The following is a 15,810-nucleotide window of genomic DNA, read 5'->3' as shown; positions in this document are numbered from 1 at the left end:
GAAGGAAATTACTTAGCAAACAATTTTGTACATTCTTATACAATCATTTATGTACATTTTTATATTGACATTTACATAATATCTTGAGTGCTGAAAAATTGTTTGCCTTCGCCAGTATAAGAAGGCTCTAAAACAAGATTAGCCTTTGCACAATAAAGCCATTCAGGATGAATGCCACTATTAAGTATCTCTTGGAATTCTTGAAAATCTTTAGACCAATCAATATTTAAATTCATTCCTTACCACCTCACAACCATTATAGAACATGTGTTCGCTTTTGTGAAGTGTATTTTTAAAAATATCATAGAAAATTTCAAATGAATTAATGTCAAAAATGATATGAAGAGTAGTTTGAATTATTATTGTAAAAAGTAATGGCGCATGATATAATTCTTTATTGTGAGTAATGAAAATTATTCCTTGCTTATCTGTTTTAAGATTGATAAGCCGTATAGACCACAAGGAGGTGCAAATATAAAATGAGAACATATGAAGTTATGTACATCGTACGCCCAAACATTGAGGAAGATGCTAAAAAAGCGTTAGTTGAACGTTTCAACGGTATCTTAGCTACTGAAGGTGCAGAAGTTTTAGAAGCAAAAGACTGGGGTAAACGTCGCCTAGCTTATGAAATCAATGATTTCAAAGATGGCTTCTACAACATCGTACGTGTTAAATCTGATAACAACAAAGCTACTGACGAATTCCAACGTCTAGCTAAAATCAGTGACGATATCATTCGTTACATGGTTATTCGTGAAGACGAAGACAAGTAATAATTAGAGGGGGCGTTTAAATGCTAAATAGAGTTGTATTAGTAGGTCGTTTAACGAAAGATCCGGAATACAGAACCACTCCCTCAGGTGTGAGTGTAGCGACATTCACTCTTGCAGTAAATCGTACGTTCACGAATGCTCAAGGGGAGCGCGAAGCAGATTTTATTAACTGTGTTGTTTTTAGAAGACAAGCAGATAATGTAAATAACTATTTATCTAAAGGTAGTTTAGCTGGTGTAGATGGTCGCTTACAATCCCGTAATTATGAAAATCAAGAAGGTCGTCGTGTGTTTGTTACTGAAGTTGTGTGTGATAGCGTTCAATTCCTTGAACCTAAAAATGCGCAACAAAATGGTGGCCAACGTCAACAAAATGAATTCCAAGATTACGGTCAAGGATTCGGTGGTCAACAATCAGGACAAAACAATTCGTACAACAATTCATCAAACACGAAACAATCTGATAATCCATTTGCAAATGCAAACGGACCGATTGATATAAGTGATGATGACTTACCATTCTAATAAAAATTAACGAAATTAAAGCGAAAAAATTATCAAAGGAGGCACACAATCATGGCAGGTGGACCAAGAAGAGGCGGACGTCGTCGTAAAAAAGTATGCTATTTCACAGCAAATGGTATTACACATATCGACTACAAAGACACTGAATTATTAAAACGTTTTATCTCAGAGCGCGGTAAAATTTTACCACGTCGTGTAACTGGTACTTCAGCTAAATATCAACGTATGTTGACTACAGCTATCAAACGTTCTCGTCATATGGCATTATTACCATATGTTAAAGAAGAACAATAATATATAATTTATTGTCAAACCCCGTAGGCATAGGCTTACGGGGCTTTTTGTGTTTTGGGATATAGAAAAAGAGCAAAAAAGGATGATATGAATGTTTTGTGTTCGGGATTTGCACAAAGATATGTTTATATTGCAAAAATAATATGAATTTAGATGCATAAAAAAAGAACTACGCATTTTAAATAAAATGCATAGCTCTTCTTTTTCTTGCATACGAATTAAAATAACTCGCGAGACCTATAAGTCTCTTTCCTCACTAGACAGTTTATACTTTTGGTCTGTTGAAGTCAATAATTTTATCTAAAGCTATAAAAAATCTTTTGATAGCTAATGCATTTTTATAATAGCTTTCGTTTCTTTTATATCGCTTTTGAAGTTGGTCCAAATCGTGATATCTTGCTTGGATAATTGCATTACTACAAACTTGATTATGCAATTCTAGCGTAGCGAAAGTATCTATGAAATTTTTTATTCCGAACATGTTTCTAGATATGCCTATATTATTCCCTTTTTCAAATAAATATTGAGGAGATCTACTGTCATAATTTAGATTTGCTATGATGGGTTGGTTATGAGCTGATTTGTTTCTTATATTTTTAACTAAAGGCATTAAAATATTAGCAACTCTCAATTCTTCGTCATTGTACTTCTTGTAATAGAAGTTGAGAAACGAAACGAATTGACCTAGTTGCATGAATTCAATGCAAACCCATGCGGGTGGATTTTGATAGTATTTATTCAACTTCTCGGGTAGTTGTCCTCGTTTATTCATATGCTTGAATATTTCGTTTTTATTTTTGATTTTGGTTTCCATAACTTCTTCTGGTGTTCTTGAATTTGTGTCAAAATTTGAATTGCTATATGATTTATCAATACATAAGAACTCATCTATTATTTTATAACCATCTTCTTGGTTATTTTCTGTTATTAGTTTTAAGACTAGACACTTTAAACTATGTTCAATATCTAAAGTTAAATGCAACATTGTGTATCTTAATTTCATATCTATAGTTGCTAAATCTGATAAATAAGCAAATTCTATGAAATAGCCGCCATTCTTTTTTTCGAAATTTTTTCGGAAATAAGCTAGTTTGAAGAAGTAATTATTTTTTCTAAGAATTTCATTTGCTTTTTCGGTGTCAATAATATTAAAAAATATATTCATCTGTTTTAATTTCGCTATTTGCTCATCAAAATTGAGCATAGGCTTAATTTCTGCTAGTGTATCATCTTTTTCCAATATTAACTCCCCAATCGTTCAAATTTATTCATCATATCTTTCGCCATCTGATTAGTAACATGTGTGTATATCTCTAGATTTTTTTATAATCAGAATGACCTACATGCTCTTGTATTGCTTTTAAGTTAATTCCTAATTGAGCAAGTGTAGATATATGCGAATGATGTAATGTATGCGTCGTTACAGGTTTCTTAATAGAACTAATCTCAGTTGTCTCTTTGATAGTGCCCCCTTTAATAATGTTATTTATTTTGTTTAAGTCGATAGGACCACCAGCTACATTTGTGAATATGTACCCTATATTAATAAACTTATCATTCCAAGCATAAGTGTTCTTAGTATGTTGATGCTTTGGATAGTGAGCCCTATGGCCCTATAGCTATTACTTCTTTCAGTTGTCTCCTTTACTCCGAATGCTCCCGTCTTTTTTTCAGTTATCCAATTAATTGTACCATCGATATCTAGCGTTTTATCTTCATAGTTTATATTTTCTCTCTTTATTGCAAGTAGCTCACCGATACGCATGCCATTAGCAATTTGAAACTGTACCATAGCTTTTACCACTTTATAATTACGTTTTGTCGTTGGGTATTTTTATACTTAATTACATAGTCGAAACAATCCGGTATTTCTTTCACTACATTATCTTCTAAAGTGTTATTACGTTCAGCTAGTAACGCATCACTATAGGGATATCTATTTTATCTATTACACATATAACTTTGAATTGCTTACTATTATAAATTAATAAATTCTATTCTCTTAGATTTAGTCCAATTATGTGTAAACGATTTATAGTTATTAAATTCAGAGTGGTAGCAAATTAAAGTTAATCAAGAGTTAAGATGAATTTAATTCATGAACACGTCTATTATTTTTATAATTGTAGCAAATAAAGCTTTACATCAAGGAGGTAGTTAAATATGTTCAAAAAACATCATTCGAAAAATTCAATCGTATTAAAATCTATTCTATCGCTAGGTATCATCTATGGGGGAACATTTGGAATATATCCAAAAGCAGACGCGTCAACACAAAATTCCTCAAGTGTACAAGATAAACAATTCCAAAAAGTTGAAGAAGTACCAAATAATTCGGAAAAAGCTTTGGTTAAAAAACTGTACGATAGATACAGTAAAAATACAATAAACGGAAAATCTAATAAATCTAGGAATTGGGTTTATTCAGAGAGACCTTTAAATGGAAATCAAGTTCGCATACATTTAGAAGGTACATACACAGTTGCTGGCAGAGTGTATACACCTAAGAGGAACATTACTCTTAATAAAGAAGTTGTCACTTTAAAAGAATTGGATCATATTATAAGATTTGCTCATATTTCTTATGGCTTATATATGGGAGAACATTTGCCTAAAGGTAACATCGTCATAAATACAAAGAATGGCGGTAAATATACATTAGAGTCGCATAAAGAGCTACAAAAGAATAGGGAAAATGTAGAAATTAATACAGCTGATGTGGAAAATGTCACTTTTGATCTTGTGAAAAGTGTTAATGACATTGAACAAGTTTGAAATTAAGTTAAATTAGTATATACAGTGTTTTATCGCTAATACTTTGAAAGTTAGGTATCTAAAGGTGCCTAGCTTTCTTTGTTATGATTAGCACCATCATATAGAAAATTCTTTAATGACGTTTATGCCGAAATCTACAAAAATAATTTCTCTTTTATGGTTAATCAATATGTTTTTACATTCGACAACCTTAAAATTAACTTCTTTCAATTCCATAATAAAGTCCCTATAAAATAACTTAGTTTAAAAACGATTCGTATCTTTCAGATTCAAATACCATCATTTTCTCCTAAGACTTACATTTTAATTACAATTATGTAAGTTGTTTTCAGAGACATCCTATTTTATATTTTGTCAGAGGTGATCTTTTGAAAACGATTTTAAAAACAATAACATATCTTGCACTTACTATCATTGGCGCTTATGCTACTTTATTCATTTTAAAAACAATAGACTCTCATGGTATAACAGATCAATTTAACCCATTAGTAAAGGAAGATGTTTCTTATGTTAAAACGACAGAGGTGTCTACTAGAATAGATAATCAACTCCGAAGTTATAGTCAAAGTGCTTTTAATAAAGAAGGGAAAGAGACGCAATTAATGTATACTGCTACATTTGATGTTAAACCGCATAGATACTTGAAAATTACACATAAAGGTCATCATGTAGAAACTTTTGAAGAAGTTGAAAAGGAAGAAGTACCAAAGAAAGCATTAGCCAAATTGAGGCGATAATAACGGGTTTATATTACATGGTTCATTTTAAAGATGAGTACGAAATGAAGTGACACATGAAGAGTAATTTAAAAAAATTTGTAATAATTATGAATAGAATTAAAAACAAGGGGTAATACAATCTATATAGCATATAAGCTTTTGTTATGAGTTTCAAAAAAAGGAAGAGAGAGTGATATTATGAAATTAAAATCATTAGCAGTGTTATCAATGTCAGCGGTGGTGCTTACTGCATGTGGCAATGATACTCCAAAAGATGAAACAAAATCAACAGAGTCAAATACTAATCAAGACACTAATACAACAAAAGATGTTATTGCATTAAAAGATGTTAAAACAAGCCCAGAAGATGCTGTGAAAAAAGCTGAAGAAACTTACAAAGGCCAAAAGTTGAAAGGAATTTCATTTGAAAATTCTAATGGTGAATGGGCTTATAAAGTGACGCAACAAAAATCTGATGAAGAGTCAGAAGTACTTGTTGCTGATAAAAATAAAAAAGTGATTAACAAAAAGACTGAAAAAGAAGATACAGTGAATGAAAATGATAACTTTAAATATAGCGATGCTATAGATTACAAAAAAGCCATTAAAGAAGGACAAAAAGAATTTGATGGTGATATTAAAGAATGGTCACTTGAAAAAGATGATGGCAAACTTGTTTACAATATCGATTTGAAAAAAGGTAATAAAAAACAAGAAGTTACTGTTGATGCTAAAAACGGTAAAGTATTAAAGAGTGAGCAAGATCACTAAAATATGTCGTAATACTAATGATAATAACATGTCTTAATTCATATTAATTATTAAAATACCCTCGCAACGCAATGTAATATATCCAGTATAGATTTGAAAGGATATATGCCTAACGTGTTGTGAGGGTTTATTTGCATCTATTTATCCATGCGAATATCGACTTCTTCTAAATGTTTCTGATATTCTTTAACCTTACTTTCTAAAAACATTTCATATGGTGCATCAAAGAAATCAGCTAAATGCATGGCATCTTTAAATTTAGGTTCATGGTGATGATTCTCCCATTCCCAAATTTGATGTGCTTCATATTTAGTACCATATTTCTCATTTAATTGTTGTGCTAATTCGTCAATTTCTAAATTATGTTTAGTTCGTAAGTTATATAAAATATGCATATTCATTGTTCATTAACCTCGCTTCTTGATTTAAAATTCAAAGATGCTCTAATAATATGTGTATATTCTAGTCCTATAACATAAAATAATCAAGCTATGAATTCGCCAGAAAAAATAATGTATATGATATTACCGGTACAGAGACTTTAAATAACGATAGCTACATTGAATAAAATTGATATTCAATTACTACTTTGAAAAATATTTAGATAAAAATAATTGAATTTGTTTTAGAAAGTCTAATAACGGGTACTACTTAGAATAACGCAAAATAAATAGAAAAAGGAGACTGAAAATTATGTTTGGATTTATTGGAATGTTAATTGTCGGTGGCTTAATTGGATGGGCTGCTGGTGCTATTATGGGTAAAGATATCCCAGGTGGTATTTTAGGTAATATTATCGCAGGTATTATTGGATCATGGTTAGGTGGAACATTATTAGGACATTGGGGTCCTGAACTAGGAAGCATTTACATCTTACCAGCTTTAATTGGTTCAATTATCTTAATTGCACTGGTAACTTTAATTTTAAGAGCTGTTCGTAAAAAATAAAATATTCAACTTGGTTGAATTGAAATCAAGATGGCATTCAGTTGTCATCTTTTTTATTTGCGTGAAAATGGTCAATATGTATTATAATATTTAAAAATGTAGGTAAGATAGGATTAAAAAGTAATAAATTAACATGAGGAGAGGTTGGAAATAAAAAAGCGAGTATTTGACAAATAAAAAAAGGATGACGTTGGGTTGCGCCATCCAGGAGTATTATGTTCATGAATATAAAAGACTGTGTAGTCATTTAAGAACTACACCCATATAGTAACACATCACTTGATTAAAGACAATACTATTTTTAGAGTCATTAATTTAAAATATGAATTAATTATTTTTTTAGAATAGAATATTAAGATTGATATCGAATTAGTAGTCAAAGTGTTATGGTAGATATGAAATACATAAGGTAAGGAGTAATATTATGACGATTTATTTAGTTAGACATGGCGAATCAAAATCGAATTATGATAATAAACATTTTAGATCTTATTTTTGTGGACAATTAGATGTGCCGTTAACGGAAACTGGCACAAAAAGTGCAGACGATTTATGTGATTATTTTAAAGAGAAACAGATTAAACATGTATATGTTTCAGACTTATTAAGAACACAGCAAACGTTTGAACATATTTTTCCATATGACATTGCATCAACGACTACGCCTCTATTAAGAGAACGTTCACTTGGCGTATTTGAGGGTGAATATAAAGATGAAATCAGTGCGAATCCGAAATATGAAAAATATTTCAATGATCCAAACTTTAAAGACTTTCGTCATAGTTTTTCACAAAAAGCGCCTGAAGGAGAAAGTTATGAAGATGTATATCAACGCGTAGAACATTTTATGAATCATGTTGTCAATGAAGATACACAAAAAGATGATATCGTCATTGTTGCACATCAAGTTGTCATTCGTTGTTTAATGGTTTATTTTAATAACGTTTCACGGGAAGAAGCTGTGGATTTAAAAGTTGAAAATTGCAAACCATATATCATTGAATAGAAGTATAGAGGTTCTGAAAAGCTGTGTTTTATAGCGTCCTTCAGAACCTTTTTTGCATTTGGAATTTAATGGGAATCATTCTTATCAACAGACTTATCACCAATAGCTAATGTGATAATTGCGCTTACGAACAAAATAATTGAAGTTATAAATGACGCTAATGTAAAAGGTGTAAATTGTGTGAGCGATAATATCAATGATAAAAAGAACCAAGAGATCGCCCCTAGAAATTGTAAAAGAGCAGAAGAAATTCTAAAACTCATATAATCATATATAGCTAAAACAAGTGAAGGTAATGCGACTAATACCATTATAATGATGTTGAGGGTGAATAAATATGGCTGTTCAAAAGTTACTGTGTTTGGTCCTGTTGGATGCATTGCTGCTAAGAACAAGCAAACAATCGTCGATAAAATTGCTAAAATAATAAAAGTAATTCGAACTTTCATCATGACCATCCTTTGTTTATAGAGTCAATATAAGTATGAAATATGTTAGGGATATAGTCAAATGCGTCAATTAATGGGGATTTTAGGATGGATAGAGAATTTAAGACCAATAAAAAAGCATCAAACAGTAATAAGCTGCTTGATGCAAAATGGTATGGTATTGGTTAAAATGTATTGTTTTAAAGATTAGTCACTTTTAAAGATAAAGAATTGTCATGAATTAAAGCTCATGTAATGATGTGTTACATGTCGCAATGATGGCATTCAGTTATTTATCGATAACATCACTTTTGATACCTTTAGATTTTAAGAAATCTTTAATTTTATCTTGTTGCTTTTTATTAACATCACCGGCATATTTTGTTGGCACGTCGACTACATTGATTTTATTTTGCGGTTGATAGCTAAGCTTTTCAATATCTTCATCAACATTGGCGATTGTACTATTTAAAGCTTTGAAGTAATTCATCATTAATTCAACGGGTTTCTTATATTCTTTAGGAATATTGTTTTCAGTGACAAATTTCTTGAAATGCAAATCGTTTTTAACAGCTAAGTTAGATAAGTGGCTAAGTGTTTCTGCTTGTTTTTCAGTCACTTTTGTTTGACTGTCAATTTGTTTATCTAGTTTATGTTGCATTATATATTTGTTATCAAGTATATCGCTATTTACAGACAAATACTTTTCTATAGCTTGCTTCATCTCTGCATCACTAATATCACTATTTTTCTTATCTGAGTTAAAGATATCTTTTGTTTCTAATTTTTTAGCGCTTTTAGGTGCATGGATGCCAGTACTTGTGTGATGATCTTCGTTATCAGATTGATCGGACGCGCAACCTGTAAGAATTAATGTCGATGCTAAAAATGTACTTAGTAGTAATCTCTTTTTCATAATGTAATATAACTCCTTAGTTTATCTTTAATTGAAAAAATATGTATTCATGTTTAATAGAGTAACGTTGAATTAGTTTGGAATGTTACGATGACCTTGCAATGACCATAGACGTAAATGATTACGTGCATGAGTTGCTTTTTCTATCAATAATGCATCATTTTGGACGTTGTTAAGGATAGCATTATCTATAAATAACTGCATAATTGGTTGTATCAATTTAGATGTAGGTATCGTACGTAAAAGCATAATGATTTCATTCACATACTTTTCCTTCTCAATATCATTTTTCATATTGATTTGTTTGCGTAGATAACTTGTGAACGCTTTAATTTCTGAATCAGATTTCAAATAGTGGTGTCTATCATAATAGATTAATTCCTCAACAGAAGCTGGTACATAGTATCCTTCATCAGAAATATCAATGCCTGACGCCTCAGACTCGACAACATCAAATAACACAGGGTGAAACACGAAGTCATCTTCAATATAATATAGCTCAGTACCAGCTAAAGTATCTAAGCTATATTGCAACTCTTCTTTACTAAAAGTAGCGTCATAAAATCTTTGTGTGAGATATAGTAGATGATTAGTTGATAAAATACCATACAAGTTTACAGAACCAAGTATAATACGAAGAGGTAAAATATCTTTTTTATCTATTAATCCTTTCTTAATCTCAGAAATCAATTGAGTGATTGCATCACTTCTTAAGCTATCGGTTGTACCAAAATCTTCAAAGTCATCATCTTTAAGTAACATATCTAAGTCAACTTCGTCGTCCATAAATGATAACTCTAACGCGTTTTCAAACTCTGCTAAACTTTTCTCAATTGTTTGCTCGTCAACAAACTGATTTACAGCTTTCTCAAAATCACCATTGCCGAATTGATTCACGAAATTTTCAATATGTTTACGCACATCATTTGGCAAAATAAGACAATCATATTCAAAGTCGTAATAATAATAAAAATGACTAGTTAAAAAGTTGTCAAAATTTATTAATTGTAGCTTTTCAAATTCAATTAGTTCATTGTTTAATCGGTAGTTAGCATCACTTTCAAGTATGCTAGAAAGAATATCAAACTCAAATAGAGTAGCATTAGTAAACACTTGTTCAATGATGTGATTATTATTGAAAAATGCTGTCATAATTAATTCAACAAGATTTTGTTTGTTTTTATTTGAGAATCCTTTGATACCATACTGCCTGCATATTGTTTTTAGCTCGTCATTAGTTTTTAACAGTAAAGCATGTTCTAATGTGACATCGTTTAAGCGCGTATGCTGTCTTACACGAAAGGCTTCTTCATTTAAATTCATATGGTTTATTGTATCTAACGATTCGAATTCACCATATGCATTATCTAGTACCTCTGAATTGATATATCTTAAAAAGAAATTATTTACAAAGAACTCATCTTCGTTAAGTTGATAAACAAAACCTAGGTGATTTGTTAGCTTTAAAATATTAACATCACGGCTATTTACGATTGTGACAGGGTTACCCTTAGATATAAGTGTTTCTATAAATCTTTGTTCTGTCTTATCCATATCATGATAAATTTTATGTATACTTTCAGGGCGTAAAGCATGAATCGTGACTTCAAATCCTTCTTTTTGGGTCGGTAAATTAAAATATTCGCATGCATTTTGTAATTTTCCTGGGTATATAAAATGAACATCAAGCATTTTTGCACACCTCGTTGTATATATTAAGTTTATCATAACATGATTTTATGTCGGGATAAAAAAATAACAGCATCTTAACAAATGTAAGATACTGTCAGTGGAATGAATGAAACTTTAGTTTCTGATAATATAGTCAAAGGCATTTAATGCTGCATTTGCACCAGCGCCCATTGAAATAATAATTTGTTTGTTCTTCTGATCTGTGACATCGCCAGCTGCGAATATTCCAGGTACGTTAGTATTATTGTTACGATCAATAACAATTTCACCACGTTCGTTTAATTCAACAGCATCTTTTAACCATGATGTGTTTGGAAGTAAACCAATTTGAACAAAGATACCATCTAAGTTAAGTAGATGTTCTTCGCCGGTGCTCATGTCTTCGTAACGTATACCTGTAACATGGTCTTCTCCGACAACTTCAGTAGTTTTGGCATTTGTTTTGATATCAACATTTGATAAAGAACGTAAACGATCTTGTAACACGTTGTCTGCTTTTAATTCGCTAGCGAATTCGAATAATGTTACGTGATTAACTATACCAGCAAGGTCAATTGCTGCTTCAACTCCAGAGTTACCGCCACCGATAACTGCTACGTCTTTATTTTCAAATAGAGGTCCGTCACAGTGAGGGCAGAATGCAACACCTTTATTAATCAATTGCTCTTCACCTGGAATGTTTAGCTTACGCCAACCTGCACCAGTAGCGATAATGACTGTTTTACTTTCTAAGACAGCACCGTTTTCTAACGTAACTTTAATTGCTTCGTCAGTCTTTTCGATATCTGTAGCACGAATGCCTGTCATTGCATCAATGTCATATTGTTCAATGTGCGCTGCTAAGTTAGAAGAAAATTCAGAACCAGTTGTTTCTTTAACAGTAATGAAGTTCTCAATACCAGCAGTATCATTAACTTGGCCACCGATACGATCAGCAACTATACCAGTACGTAAACCTTTACGTGCTGTGTAAATCGCTGCACTACCACTAGCAGGACCACCACCAACGATTAAGACATCATAAGGTTCTTTATTTTCAAACTCAGATGCATCTGCCGTACTACCTAGTTTAGAAAGAATATCTTGGATTGTCATACGACCATTGCCAAATTCTTCACCATTTAAAAAGACAGCAGGAACTGCCATGATGTTTTCAGATTCTTCACGGAACACCGCACCATCAATCATAGAATGCGTGATGTTAGGGTTGATCACACTCATTAAGTTAAGTGCTTGAACGACATCAGGACATTTTTGACACGTTAAACTAATGAATGTTTCAAAATGGAATGAACCTTCTAAGTTTTTAATTTGGTCAATGATTGACTGCTTTTCTTTAGGTGCACGACCACTAACCTGTAAAATTGCTAAAACAAGTGAGTTAAACTCGTGACCTAATGGAATACCTGCAAATGTTACACCTGTTTCTTCGCCAGGACGATTGACTGAGAAACTTGGTGTACGTTTTAAAGACTTTTCAGAAAGTGAAAGTCTAGATGACATATCAGAAATTTCTGTTAATAATTCTTTGAGTTCCTTAGATTTATCATCTGAACCAAGGCTGGCAACGAATTCAACGTTGCCCTCCATTAGTTCTAATAATTGTTTAAGTTGTTGTTTTAAATCAGCATTAAGCATGGTTGTAATGCCTCCTTAGATTTTACCTACTAAATCTAAACCGGGTTGCAATGTTTTAGCGCCTTCTTCCCATTTAGCTGGGCATACTTCGCCAGGGTTTTTACGAACATATTGAGCTGCTTTGATTTTGTGAGCTAGTGTACTAGCGTCACGGCCAATTCCGTCAGCGTTAATTTCAGATGCTTGTACAACACCGTCTGGGTCGATAATGAATGTACCACGTTGAGCTAAACCAGTAGCTTCATCTAATACATCAAAATTACGAGTGATTGTTTGTGATGGGTCACCAATCATAGTGTAAGTGATTTTGCTAATTGCATCTGAATGGTCATGCCATGCTTTGTGTACGAAGTGAGTATCAGTTGATACTGAGAATACATTTACGCCTAATTTTTGTAATTCTTCATATTGGTTTTGTAAGTCTTCTAATTCAGTTGGACAAACAAATGAGAAGTCAGCAGGATAGAAGCATACTACGCTCCAAGAACCTTTTAAATCTTCTTGTGTAACTTCTTTAAATTGATCTTTTTTTGGATCGAAAGCTTGCGCTGTAAATGGTAAGATTTCTTTGTTAATTAATGACATAAATATCTTCCTCCTAAGAATTTAAGTATGAATTAGAACTATCAATTGATTGTGCTTAATTATAATAATTCTAATCTCTTAGTTAGCATTATTACATTTTGATCCAGAATAGTCAACTGGATAACTTTGTAAAGTGAACGATTACTTTTAAAATAAAGAAAGATAATATAAAGTGCTTTGATAATGGATTTTGTAGTCGATGATTTAAAAGGTTGTGTCTATATTTAATATCTTGATTTTAATGTAAAAAATGTAAAAAAAGAAGATTTGTATTCTCAACTAAGTCAACCTTATTGATAATGGCGTGAGAATATTTGTTCGAGATGGATGAAGGTAATGCGTGAGAAGCTGGATTTTTTAAGTACGAGACAATATTTTTGAAAGTTCAATTATTAACTTATAAGCAAATAATTGCTATAAAAAAGTTTGGACGTGTACAATTGCAATATGAAGATTTTTAATTAACTGTAAAGTATCGAGGAGTGGATAACGTGTCAGATCATGTATATAATCTTGTGAAAAAGCATCATTCTGTTAGAAAATTTAAGAATAAACCTTTAAGTGAAGACGTTGTTAAGAAATTGGTAGAAGCTGGACAAAGCGCTTCGACGTCAAGTTTCCTACAAGCATACTCAATTATTGGTATCGACGATGAGAAGATTAAAGAAAATTTACGAGAAGTTTCTGGTCAACCTTATGTTGTAGAAAATGGCTATTTATTCGTCTTTGTTATTGATTATTATCGTCATCATTTAGTTGATCAACATGCTGAAACTGATATGGAAAATGCATATGGTTCAACGGAAGGTTTGCTAGTAGGTGCAATCGATGCAGCATTAGTTGCCGAAAATATTGCGGTAACTGCTGAAGATATGGGGTATGGCATTGTCTTTTTAGGATCATTAAGAAATGATGTTGAACGCGTTCGAGAAATTTTAGACTTACCTGACTATGTCTTCCCGGTATTTGGTATGGCAGTAGGGGAACCCGCAGATGACGAAAATGGTGCAGCCAAGCCACGCTTACCATTTGACCATGTCTTCCATCATAATAAGTATCATGCTGATAAGGAAACACAGTATGCACAAATGGCAGATTACGATCAGACAATCAGCGAGTACTATGATCAACGTACAAACGGGAATCGCAAAGAAACATGGTCGCAGCAAATTGAGATGTTCCTAGGAAACAAAGCAAGATTAGATATGTTAGAACAATTGCAAAAATCAGGCTTAATACAGCGATAGCAAGATACCAAAATAACCCGCCCCCTCTAGCTTAAAATGATAAGTATAGCTAGAGGGGGCGGGTATTTCTTGCAATGAATTAGTGTGAAGTTAATGCAGCATTATCATTTGATTCGAAAGTATCTTTGTCCCAATGTTTAGTTAACTTGGCGGTACCTGTACCAGCTAGCATTGAATCGTTCACGTTTAATGCTGTTCTCCCCATGTCAATCAATGGTTCAACGGAGATGAGCACACCGGCTAAAGCGACTGGCAAGTTTAACGTTGACAACACCAATATGGATGCAAATGTAGCCCCGCCACCGACGCCAGCAACGCCGAATGAACTAATAATCACGACAGCGATTAACGTTACAATAAATTGTAAATCAATTTCTACATTAGCGACGGGTGCGACCATGATTGCAAGCATGGCAGGATAAATGCCTGCACAACCATTTTGTCCAATCGACAATCCAAATGTCGCAGCGAAATTGGCAATACCCTCCGGCACGCCTAGACGTCTTGTTTGTGTTTGTATATTCAGTGGTAAGGCGCCCGCGCTTGAGCGTGATGTGAATGCAAAGATTAATACTTCCAAAGTCTTTTTAACATAGCGAATTGGGCTAATGCCTAACAGACTTAAAATAACTAAGTGAATGATATACATCGTAATTAATGCAGCGTACGATGCGATTAAGAATTTTCCTAAAGTCCAAATGGCACCAAAGTCACTTGTCGATAACGTGTTGGCCATAATTGCTAATACACCGTATGGCGTTAAACGTAAGACGAACGTCACAATCGCCATTACTAGTGAATAGATAGCGTCAATCGCACGCTTAAGCAATTCACCATGATCAGATTGTTTGCGTGCTACGCGTAAATAAGCAAATCCTATAAACGAAGCAAATATCACGACAGCAATCGTGGAAGTTGCACGTTGTCCAGTGAAATCTAAGAATGGATTTTTAGGCAATAATTCCAAAATTTGTTGTGGTAACGTATGTGCTGTTAAATCCTTTGCTTGTTTAGCAATTTCGCTTCCACGTGCTTGTTCAGCGTTGCCAAGATTAATTGTTGATGCGTCTAAACCAAACACCAAGGCATACACAACTCCTACAATCGCAGCAATCGTGACAGTGCCGATTAAAAAGATAAAAATGAGACTACCAATTTTAGCAAACTTTTCTCCGATTTGAATTTTAGTGAATGCAGCGACAATAGAAATGAAAATTAAAGGCATAACAATCATTTGCAACAATGCAACGTAACCTTGTCCGACAATGTTGAACCAGTCACTTGTTGATGTAATGACATTAGAATGTGTGCCATAGGCAAGATGTAGTAACACGCCAAATACAATGCCGATACCTAAAGCTGTAAACACACGTTTCGCAAAAGATATATGTTTACGAGCCATCATGTGCAATATTACGATGAAAATCACCAATACAATAATATTGATCAGTGTAAGAAAAGCATTCATGAACGTCACTCCTCAAATTTTTG

19 protein-coding genes and 1 pseudogene are annotated in these 15,810 nt (G+C 32.7%); 9 read left to right on the top strand and 11 right to left on the bottom strand.

Annotated features, from left to right (window positions below):
• Nucleotides 1-71: 71 nt before the first annotated feature.
• Nucleotides 72-236, bottom strand: coding sequence for a hypothetical protein (locus ACXQH5_RS12890; RefSeq protein ID WP_001052486.1), 165 nt, complete (start codon nt 234-236; stop codon nt 72-74).
• Between the two features lie 243 nt (nt 237-479).
• Between ACXQH5_RS12890 and rpsF the strand changes: the two genes are divergently transcribed.
• Genes rpsF through rpsR form a run of 3 tightly spaced genes read left to right on the top strand, consistent with a single transcriptional unit; the run spans nt 480 to nt 1,594 of the window.
• Complete coding sequence (gene rpsF / locus ACXQH5_RS12885; protein WP_001261460.1) at nt 480-776, top strand: 30S ribosomal protein S6; 297 nt, start codon at nt 480-482, stop codon at nt 774-776.
• A gap of 20 nt (nt 777-796) precedes the next feature.
• Nucleotides 797-1,300 carry a single-stranded DNA-binding protein gene (gene ssb, locus ACXQH5_RS12880; RefSeq protein ID WP_000934799.1) on the top strand — a complete coding sequence of 168 codons (504 nt, stop codon included), beginning with the start codon at nt 797-799 and terminating at the stop codon, nt 1,298-1,300.
• Between the two features lie 51 nt (nt 1,301-1,351).
• On the top strand, nt 1,352-1,594 hold the full coding sequence (gene rpsR / locus ACXQH5_RS12875; protein WP_000897044.1) for a 30S ribosomal protein S18: 243 nt from the start codon (nt 1,352-1,354) through the stop codon (nt 1,592-1,594).
• Nucleotides 1,595-1,859: 265 nt separating this feature from the next.
• Here rpsR and ACXQH5_RS12870 read toward each other — a convergent pair whose 3' ends face one another.
• Entirely contained in the window at nt 1,860-2,798 is a 939-nt protein-coding gene (locus ACXQH5_RS12870; RefSeq protein WP_078055966.1) for an Abi family protein, read from the bottom strand.
• A 38-nt stretch (nt 2,799-2,836) separates the two neighbouring features.
• Nucleotides 2,837-3,552 (bottom strand): annotated as a pseudogene (locus ACXQH5_RS12865) (tyrosine-type recombinase/integrase); the annotation flags it as partial.
• Between the two features lie 205 nt (nt 3,553-3,757).
• Here ACXQH5_RS12865 and selX point away from each other — a divergent pair.
• From selX to ACXQH5_RS12850, 3 genes are all read left to right on the top strand, one after another.
• Nucleotides 3,758-4,369: a staphylococcal enterotoxin-like toxin X gene (selX, locus tag ACXQH5_RS12860; RefSeq protein WP_000473142.1), complete on the top strand. Its 612-nt coding sequence runs from the start codon at nt 3,758-3,760 to the stop codon at nt 4,367-4,369.
• A gap of 368 nt (nt 4,370-4,737) precedes the next feature.
• Entirely contained in the window at nt 4,738-5,106 is a 369-nt protein-coding gene (locus ACXQH5_RS12855) for a YxeA family protein (protein ID WP_000849172.1), read from the top strand.
• 180 nt (nt 5,107-5,286) lie between these two features.
• Entirely contained in the window at nt 5,287-5,859 is a 573-nt protein-coding gene (locus ACXQH5_RS12850; RefSeq protein ID WP_000769719.1) for a PepSY domain-containing protein, read from the top strand.
• A gap of 137 nt (nt 5,860-5,996) precedes the next feature.
• Here ACXQH5_RS12850 and ACXQH5_RS12845 read toward each other — a convergent pair whose 3' ends face one another.
• Entirely contained in the window at nt 5,997-6,260 is a 264-nt protein-coding gene (locus tag ACXQH5_RS12845; protein ID WP_001055897.1) for a helix-turn-helix domain-containing protein, read from the bottom strand.
• 292 nt (nt 6,261-6,552) lie between these two features.
• Between ACXQH5_RS12845 and ACXQH5_RS12840 the strand changes: the two genes are divergently transcribed.
• Nucleotides 6,553-6,807 (top strand): GlsB/YeaQ/YmgE family stress response membrane protein, encoded by a 255-nt coding sequence (locus tag ACXQH5_RS12840; RefSeq protein WP_000466742.1) that lies wholly within the window; start codon nt 6,553-6,555, stop codon nt 6,805-6,807.
• Between the two features lie 37 nt (nt 6,808-6,844).
• On the opposite strand, the gene ACXQH5_RS12835 is transcribed toward ACXQH5_RS12840, so the two are convergent.
• Nucleotides 6,845-7,054: a hypothetical protein gene (locus ACXQH5_RS12835; RefSeq protein ID WP_000211678.1), complete on the bottom strand. Its 210-nt coding sequence runs from the start codon at nt 7,052-7,054 to the stop codon at nt 6,845-6,847.
• Nucleotides 7,055-7,231: 177 nt separating this feature from the next.
• Between ACXQH5_RS12835 and ACXQH5_RS12830 the strand changes: the two genes are divergently transcribed.
• Nucleotides 7,232-7,813 (top strand): histidine phosphatase family protein, encoded by a 582-nt coding sequence (locus tag ACXQH5_RS12830; RefSeq protein ID WP_000158385.1) that lies wholly within the window; start codon nt 7,232-7,234, stop codon nt 7,811-7,813.
• A 65-nt stretch (nt 7,814-7,878) separates the two neighbouring features.
• On the opposite strand, the gene ACXQH5_RS12825 is transcribed toward ACXQH5_RS12830, so the two are convergent.
• The 5 genes from ACXQH5_RS12825 to ahpC all read right to left on the bottom strand — a co-directional run bounded on the left by ACXQH5_RS12825 (nt 7,879) and on the right by ahpC (nt 13,072).
• Nucleotides 7,879-8,262 (bottom strand): hypothetical protein, encoded by a 384-nt coding sequence (locus tag ACXQH5_RS12825; protein WP_000868253.1) that lies wholly within the window; start codon nt 8,260-8,262, stop codon nt 7,879-7,881.
• Nucleotides 8,263-8,530: 268 nt separating this feature from the next.
• Nucleotides 8,531-9,157 carry an NDxxF motif lipoprotein gene (locus tag ACXQH5_RS12820; protein ID WP_000746687.1) on the bottom strand — a complete coding sequence of 209 codons (627 nt, stop codon included), beginning with the start codon at nt 9,155-9,157 and terminating at the stop codon, nt 8,531-8,533.
• Between the two features lie 72 nt (nt 9,158-9,229).
• The gene (locus tag ACXQH5_RS12815; protein ID WP_000887772.1) at nt 9,230-10,849 is read right to left on the bottom strand and encodes a hypothetical protein; all 1,620 of its coding nucleotides are present in this window, start codon (nt 10,847-10,849) and stop codon (nt 9,230-9,232) included.
• A gap of 114 nt (nt 10,850-10,963) precedes the next feature.
• Entirely contained in the window at nt 10,964-12,487 is a 1,524-nt protein-coding gene (gene ahpF, locus ACXQH5_RS12810) for an alkyl hydroperoxide reductase subunit F (protein ID WP_000930507.1), read from the bottom strand.
• A gap of 15 nt (nt 12,488-12,502) precedes the next feature.
• On the bottom strand, nt 12,503-13,072 hold the full coding sequence (gene ahpC / locus ACXQH5_RS12805) for an alkyl hydroperoxide reductase subunit C (RefSeq protein WP_000052781.1): 570 nt from the start codon (nt 13,070-13,072) through the stop codon (nt 12,503-12,505).
• A gap of 491 nt (nt 13,073-13,563) precedes the next feature.
• On the opposite strand from ahpC, the gene nfsA reads away from it, so the two are divergent.
• Complete coding sequence (gene nfsA, locus ACXQH5_RS12800) at nt 13,564-14,319, top strand: oxygen-insensitive NADPH nitroreductase (protein WP_001279728.1); 756 nt, start codon at nt 13,564-13,566, stop codon at nt 14,317-14,319.
• Between the two features lie 79 nt (nt 14,320-14,398).
• Here the strand turns inward: nfsA and ACXQH5_RS12795 are convergent, their stop codons facing one another.
• Entirely contained in the window at nt 14,399-15,787 is a 1,389-nt protein-coding gene (locus tag ACXQH5_RS12795; protein WP_000991005.1) for an L-cystine transporter, read from the bottom strand.
• Nucleotides 15,788-15,810 lie beyond the last annotated feature (23 nt).

It is taken from the genome of Staphylococcus sp. SA22 (genome assembly GCF_054165785.1).
Note: the sequence above shows the minus strand (reverse complement) of the source record. Positions and strands in the feature narration are given on the sequence as shown.

Bases quoted from the DNA above. Each gene is read 5' to 3' on its own strand.
- ACXQH5_RS12835 (WP_000211678.1), bottom strand. From the start codon at position 7,054: ATGACTACACAGTCTTTTATATTCATGAACATAATACTCCTGGATGGC.
- ahpF (WP_000930507.1), bottom strand. From the start codon at position 12,487: ATGCTTAATGCTGATTTAAAACAACAACTTAAACAATTATTAGAACTA.
- ACXQH5_RS12815 (WP_000887772.1), bottom strand. From the start codon at position 10,849: ATGCTTGATGTTCATTTTATATACCCAGGAAAATTACAAAATGCATGC.
- ACXQH5_RS12840 (WP_000466742.1), top strand. From the start codon at position 6,553: ATGTTTGGATTTATTGGAATGTTAATTGTCGGTGGCTTAATTGGATGG.
- ACXQH5_RS12825 (WP_000868253.1), bottom strand. From the start codon at position 8,262: ATGAAAGTTCGAATTACTTTTATTATTTTAGCAATTTTATCGACGATT.
- ACXQH5_RS12850 (WP_000769719.1), top strand. From the start codon at position 5,287: ATGAAATTAAAATCATTAGCAGTGTTATCAATGTCAGCGGTGGTGCTT.
- ACXQH5_RS12870 (WP_078055966.1), bottom strand. From the start codon at position 2,798: ATGCTCAATTTTGATGAGCAAATAGCGAAATTAAAACAGATGAATATA.
- rpsF (WP_001261460.1), top strand. From the start codon at position 480: ATGAGAACATATGAAGTTATGTACATCGTACGCCCAAACATTGAGGAA.
- selX (WP_000473142.1), top strand. From the start codon at position 3,758: ATGTTCAAAAAACATCATTCGAAAAATTCAATCGTATTAAAATCTATT.
- rpsR (WP_000897044.1), top strand. From the start codon at position 1,352: ATGGCAGGTGGACCAAGAAGAGGCGGACGTCGTCGTAAAAAAGTATGC.
- ACXQH5_RS12830 (WP_000158385.1), top strand. From the start codon at position 7,232: ATGACGATTTATTTAGTTAGACATGGCGAATCAAAATCGAATTATGAT.
- ACXQH5_RS12820 (WP_000746687.1), bottom strand. From the start codon at position 9,157: ATGAAAAAGAGATTACTACTAAGTACATTTTTAGCATCGACATTAATT.
- ACXQH5_RS12845 (WP_001055897.1), bottom strand. From the start codon at position 6,260: ATGAATATGCATATTTTATATAACTTACGAACTAAACATAATTTAGAA.
- ahpC (WP_000052781.1), bottom strand. From the start codon at position 13,072: ATGTCATTAATTAACAAAGAAATCTTACCATTTACAGCGCAAGCTTTC.
- ACXQH5_RS12795 (WP_000991005.1), bottom strand. From the start codon at position 15,787: ATGAATGCTTTTCTTACACTGATCAATATTATTGTATTGGTGATTTTC.
- ssb (WP_000934799.1), top strand. From the start codon at position 797: ATGCTAAATAGAGTTGTATTAGTAGGTCGTTTAACGAAAGATCCGGAA.
- ACXQH5_RS12890 (WP_001052486.1), bottom strand. From the start codon at position 236: ATGAATTTAAATATTGATTGGTCTAAAGATTTTCAAGAATTCCAAGAG.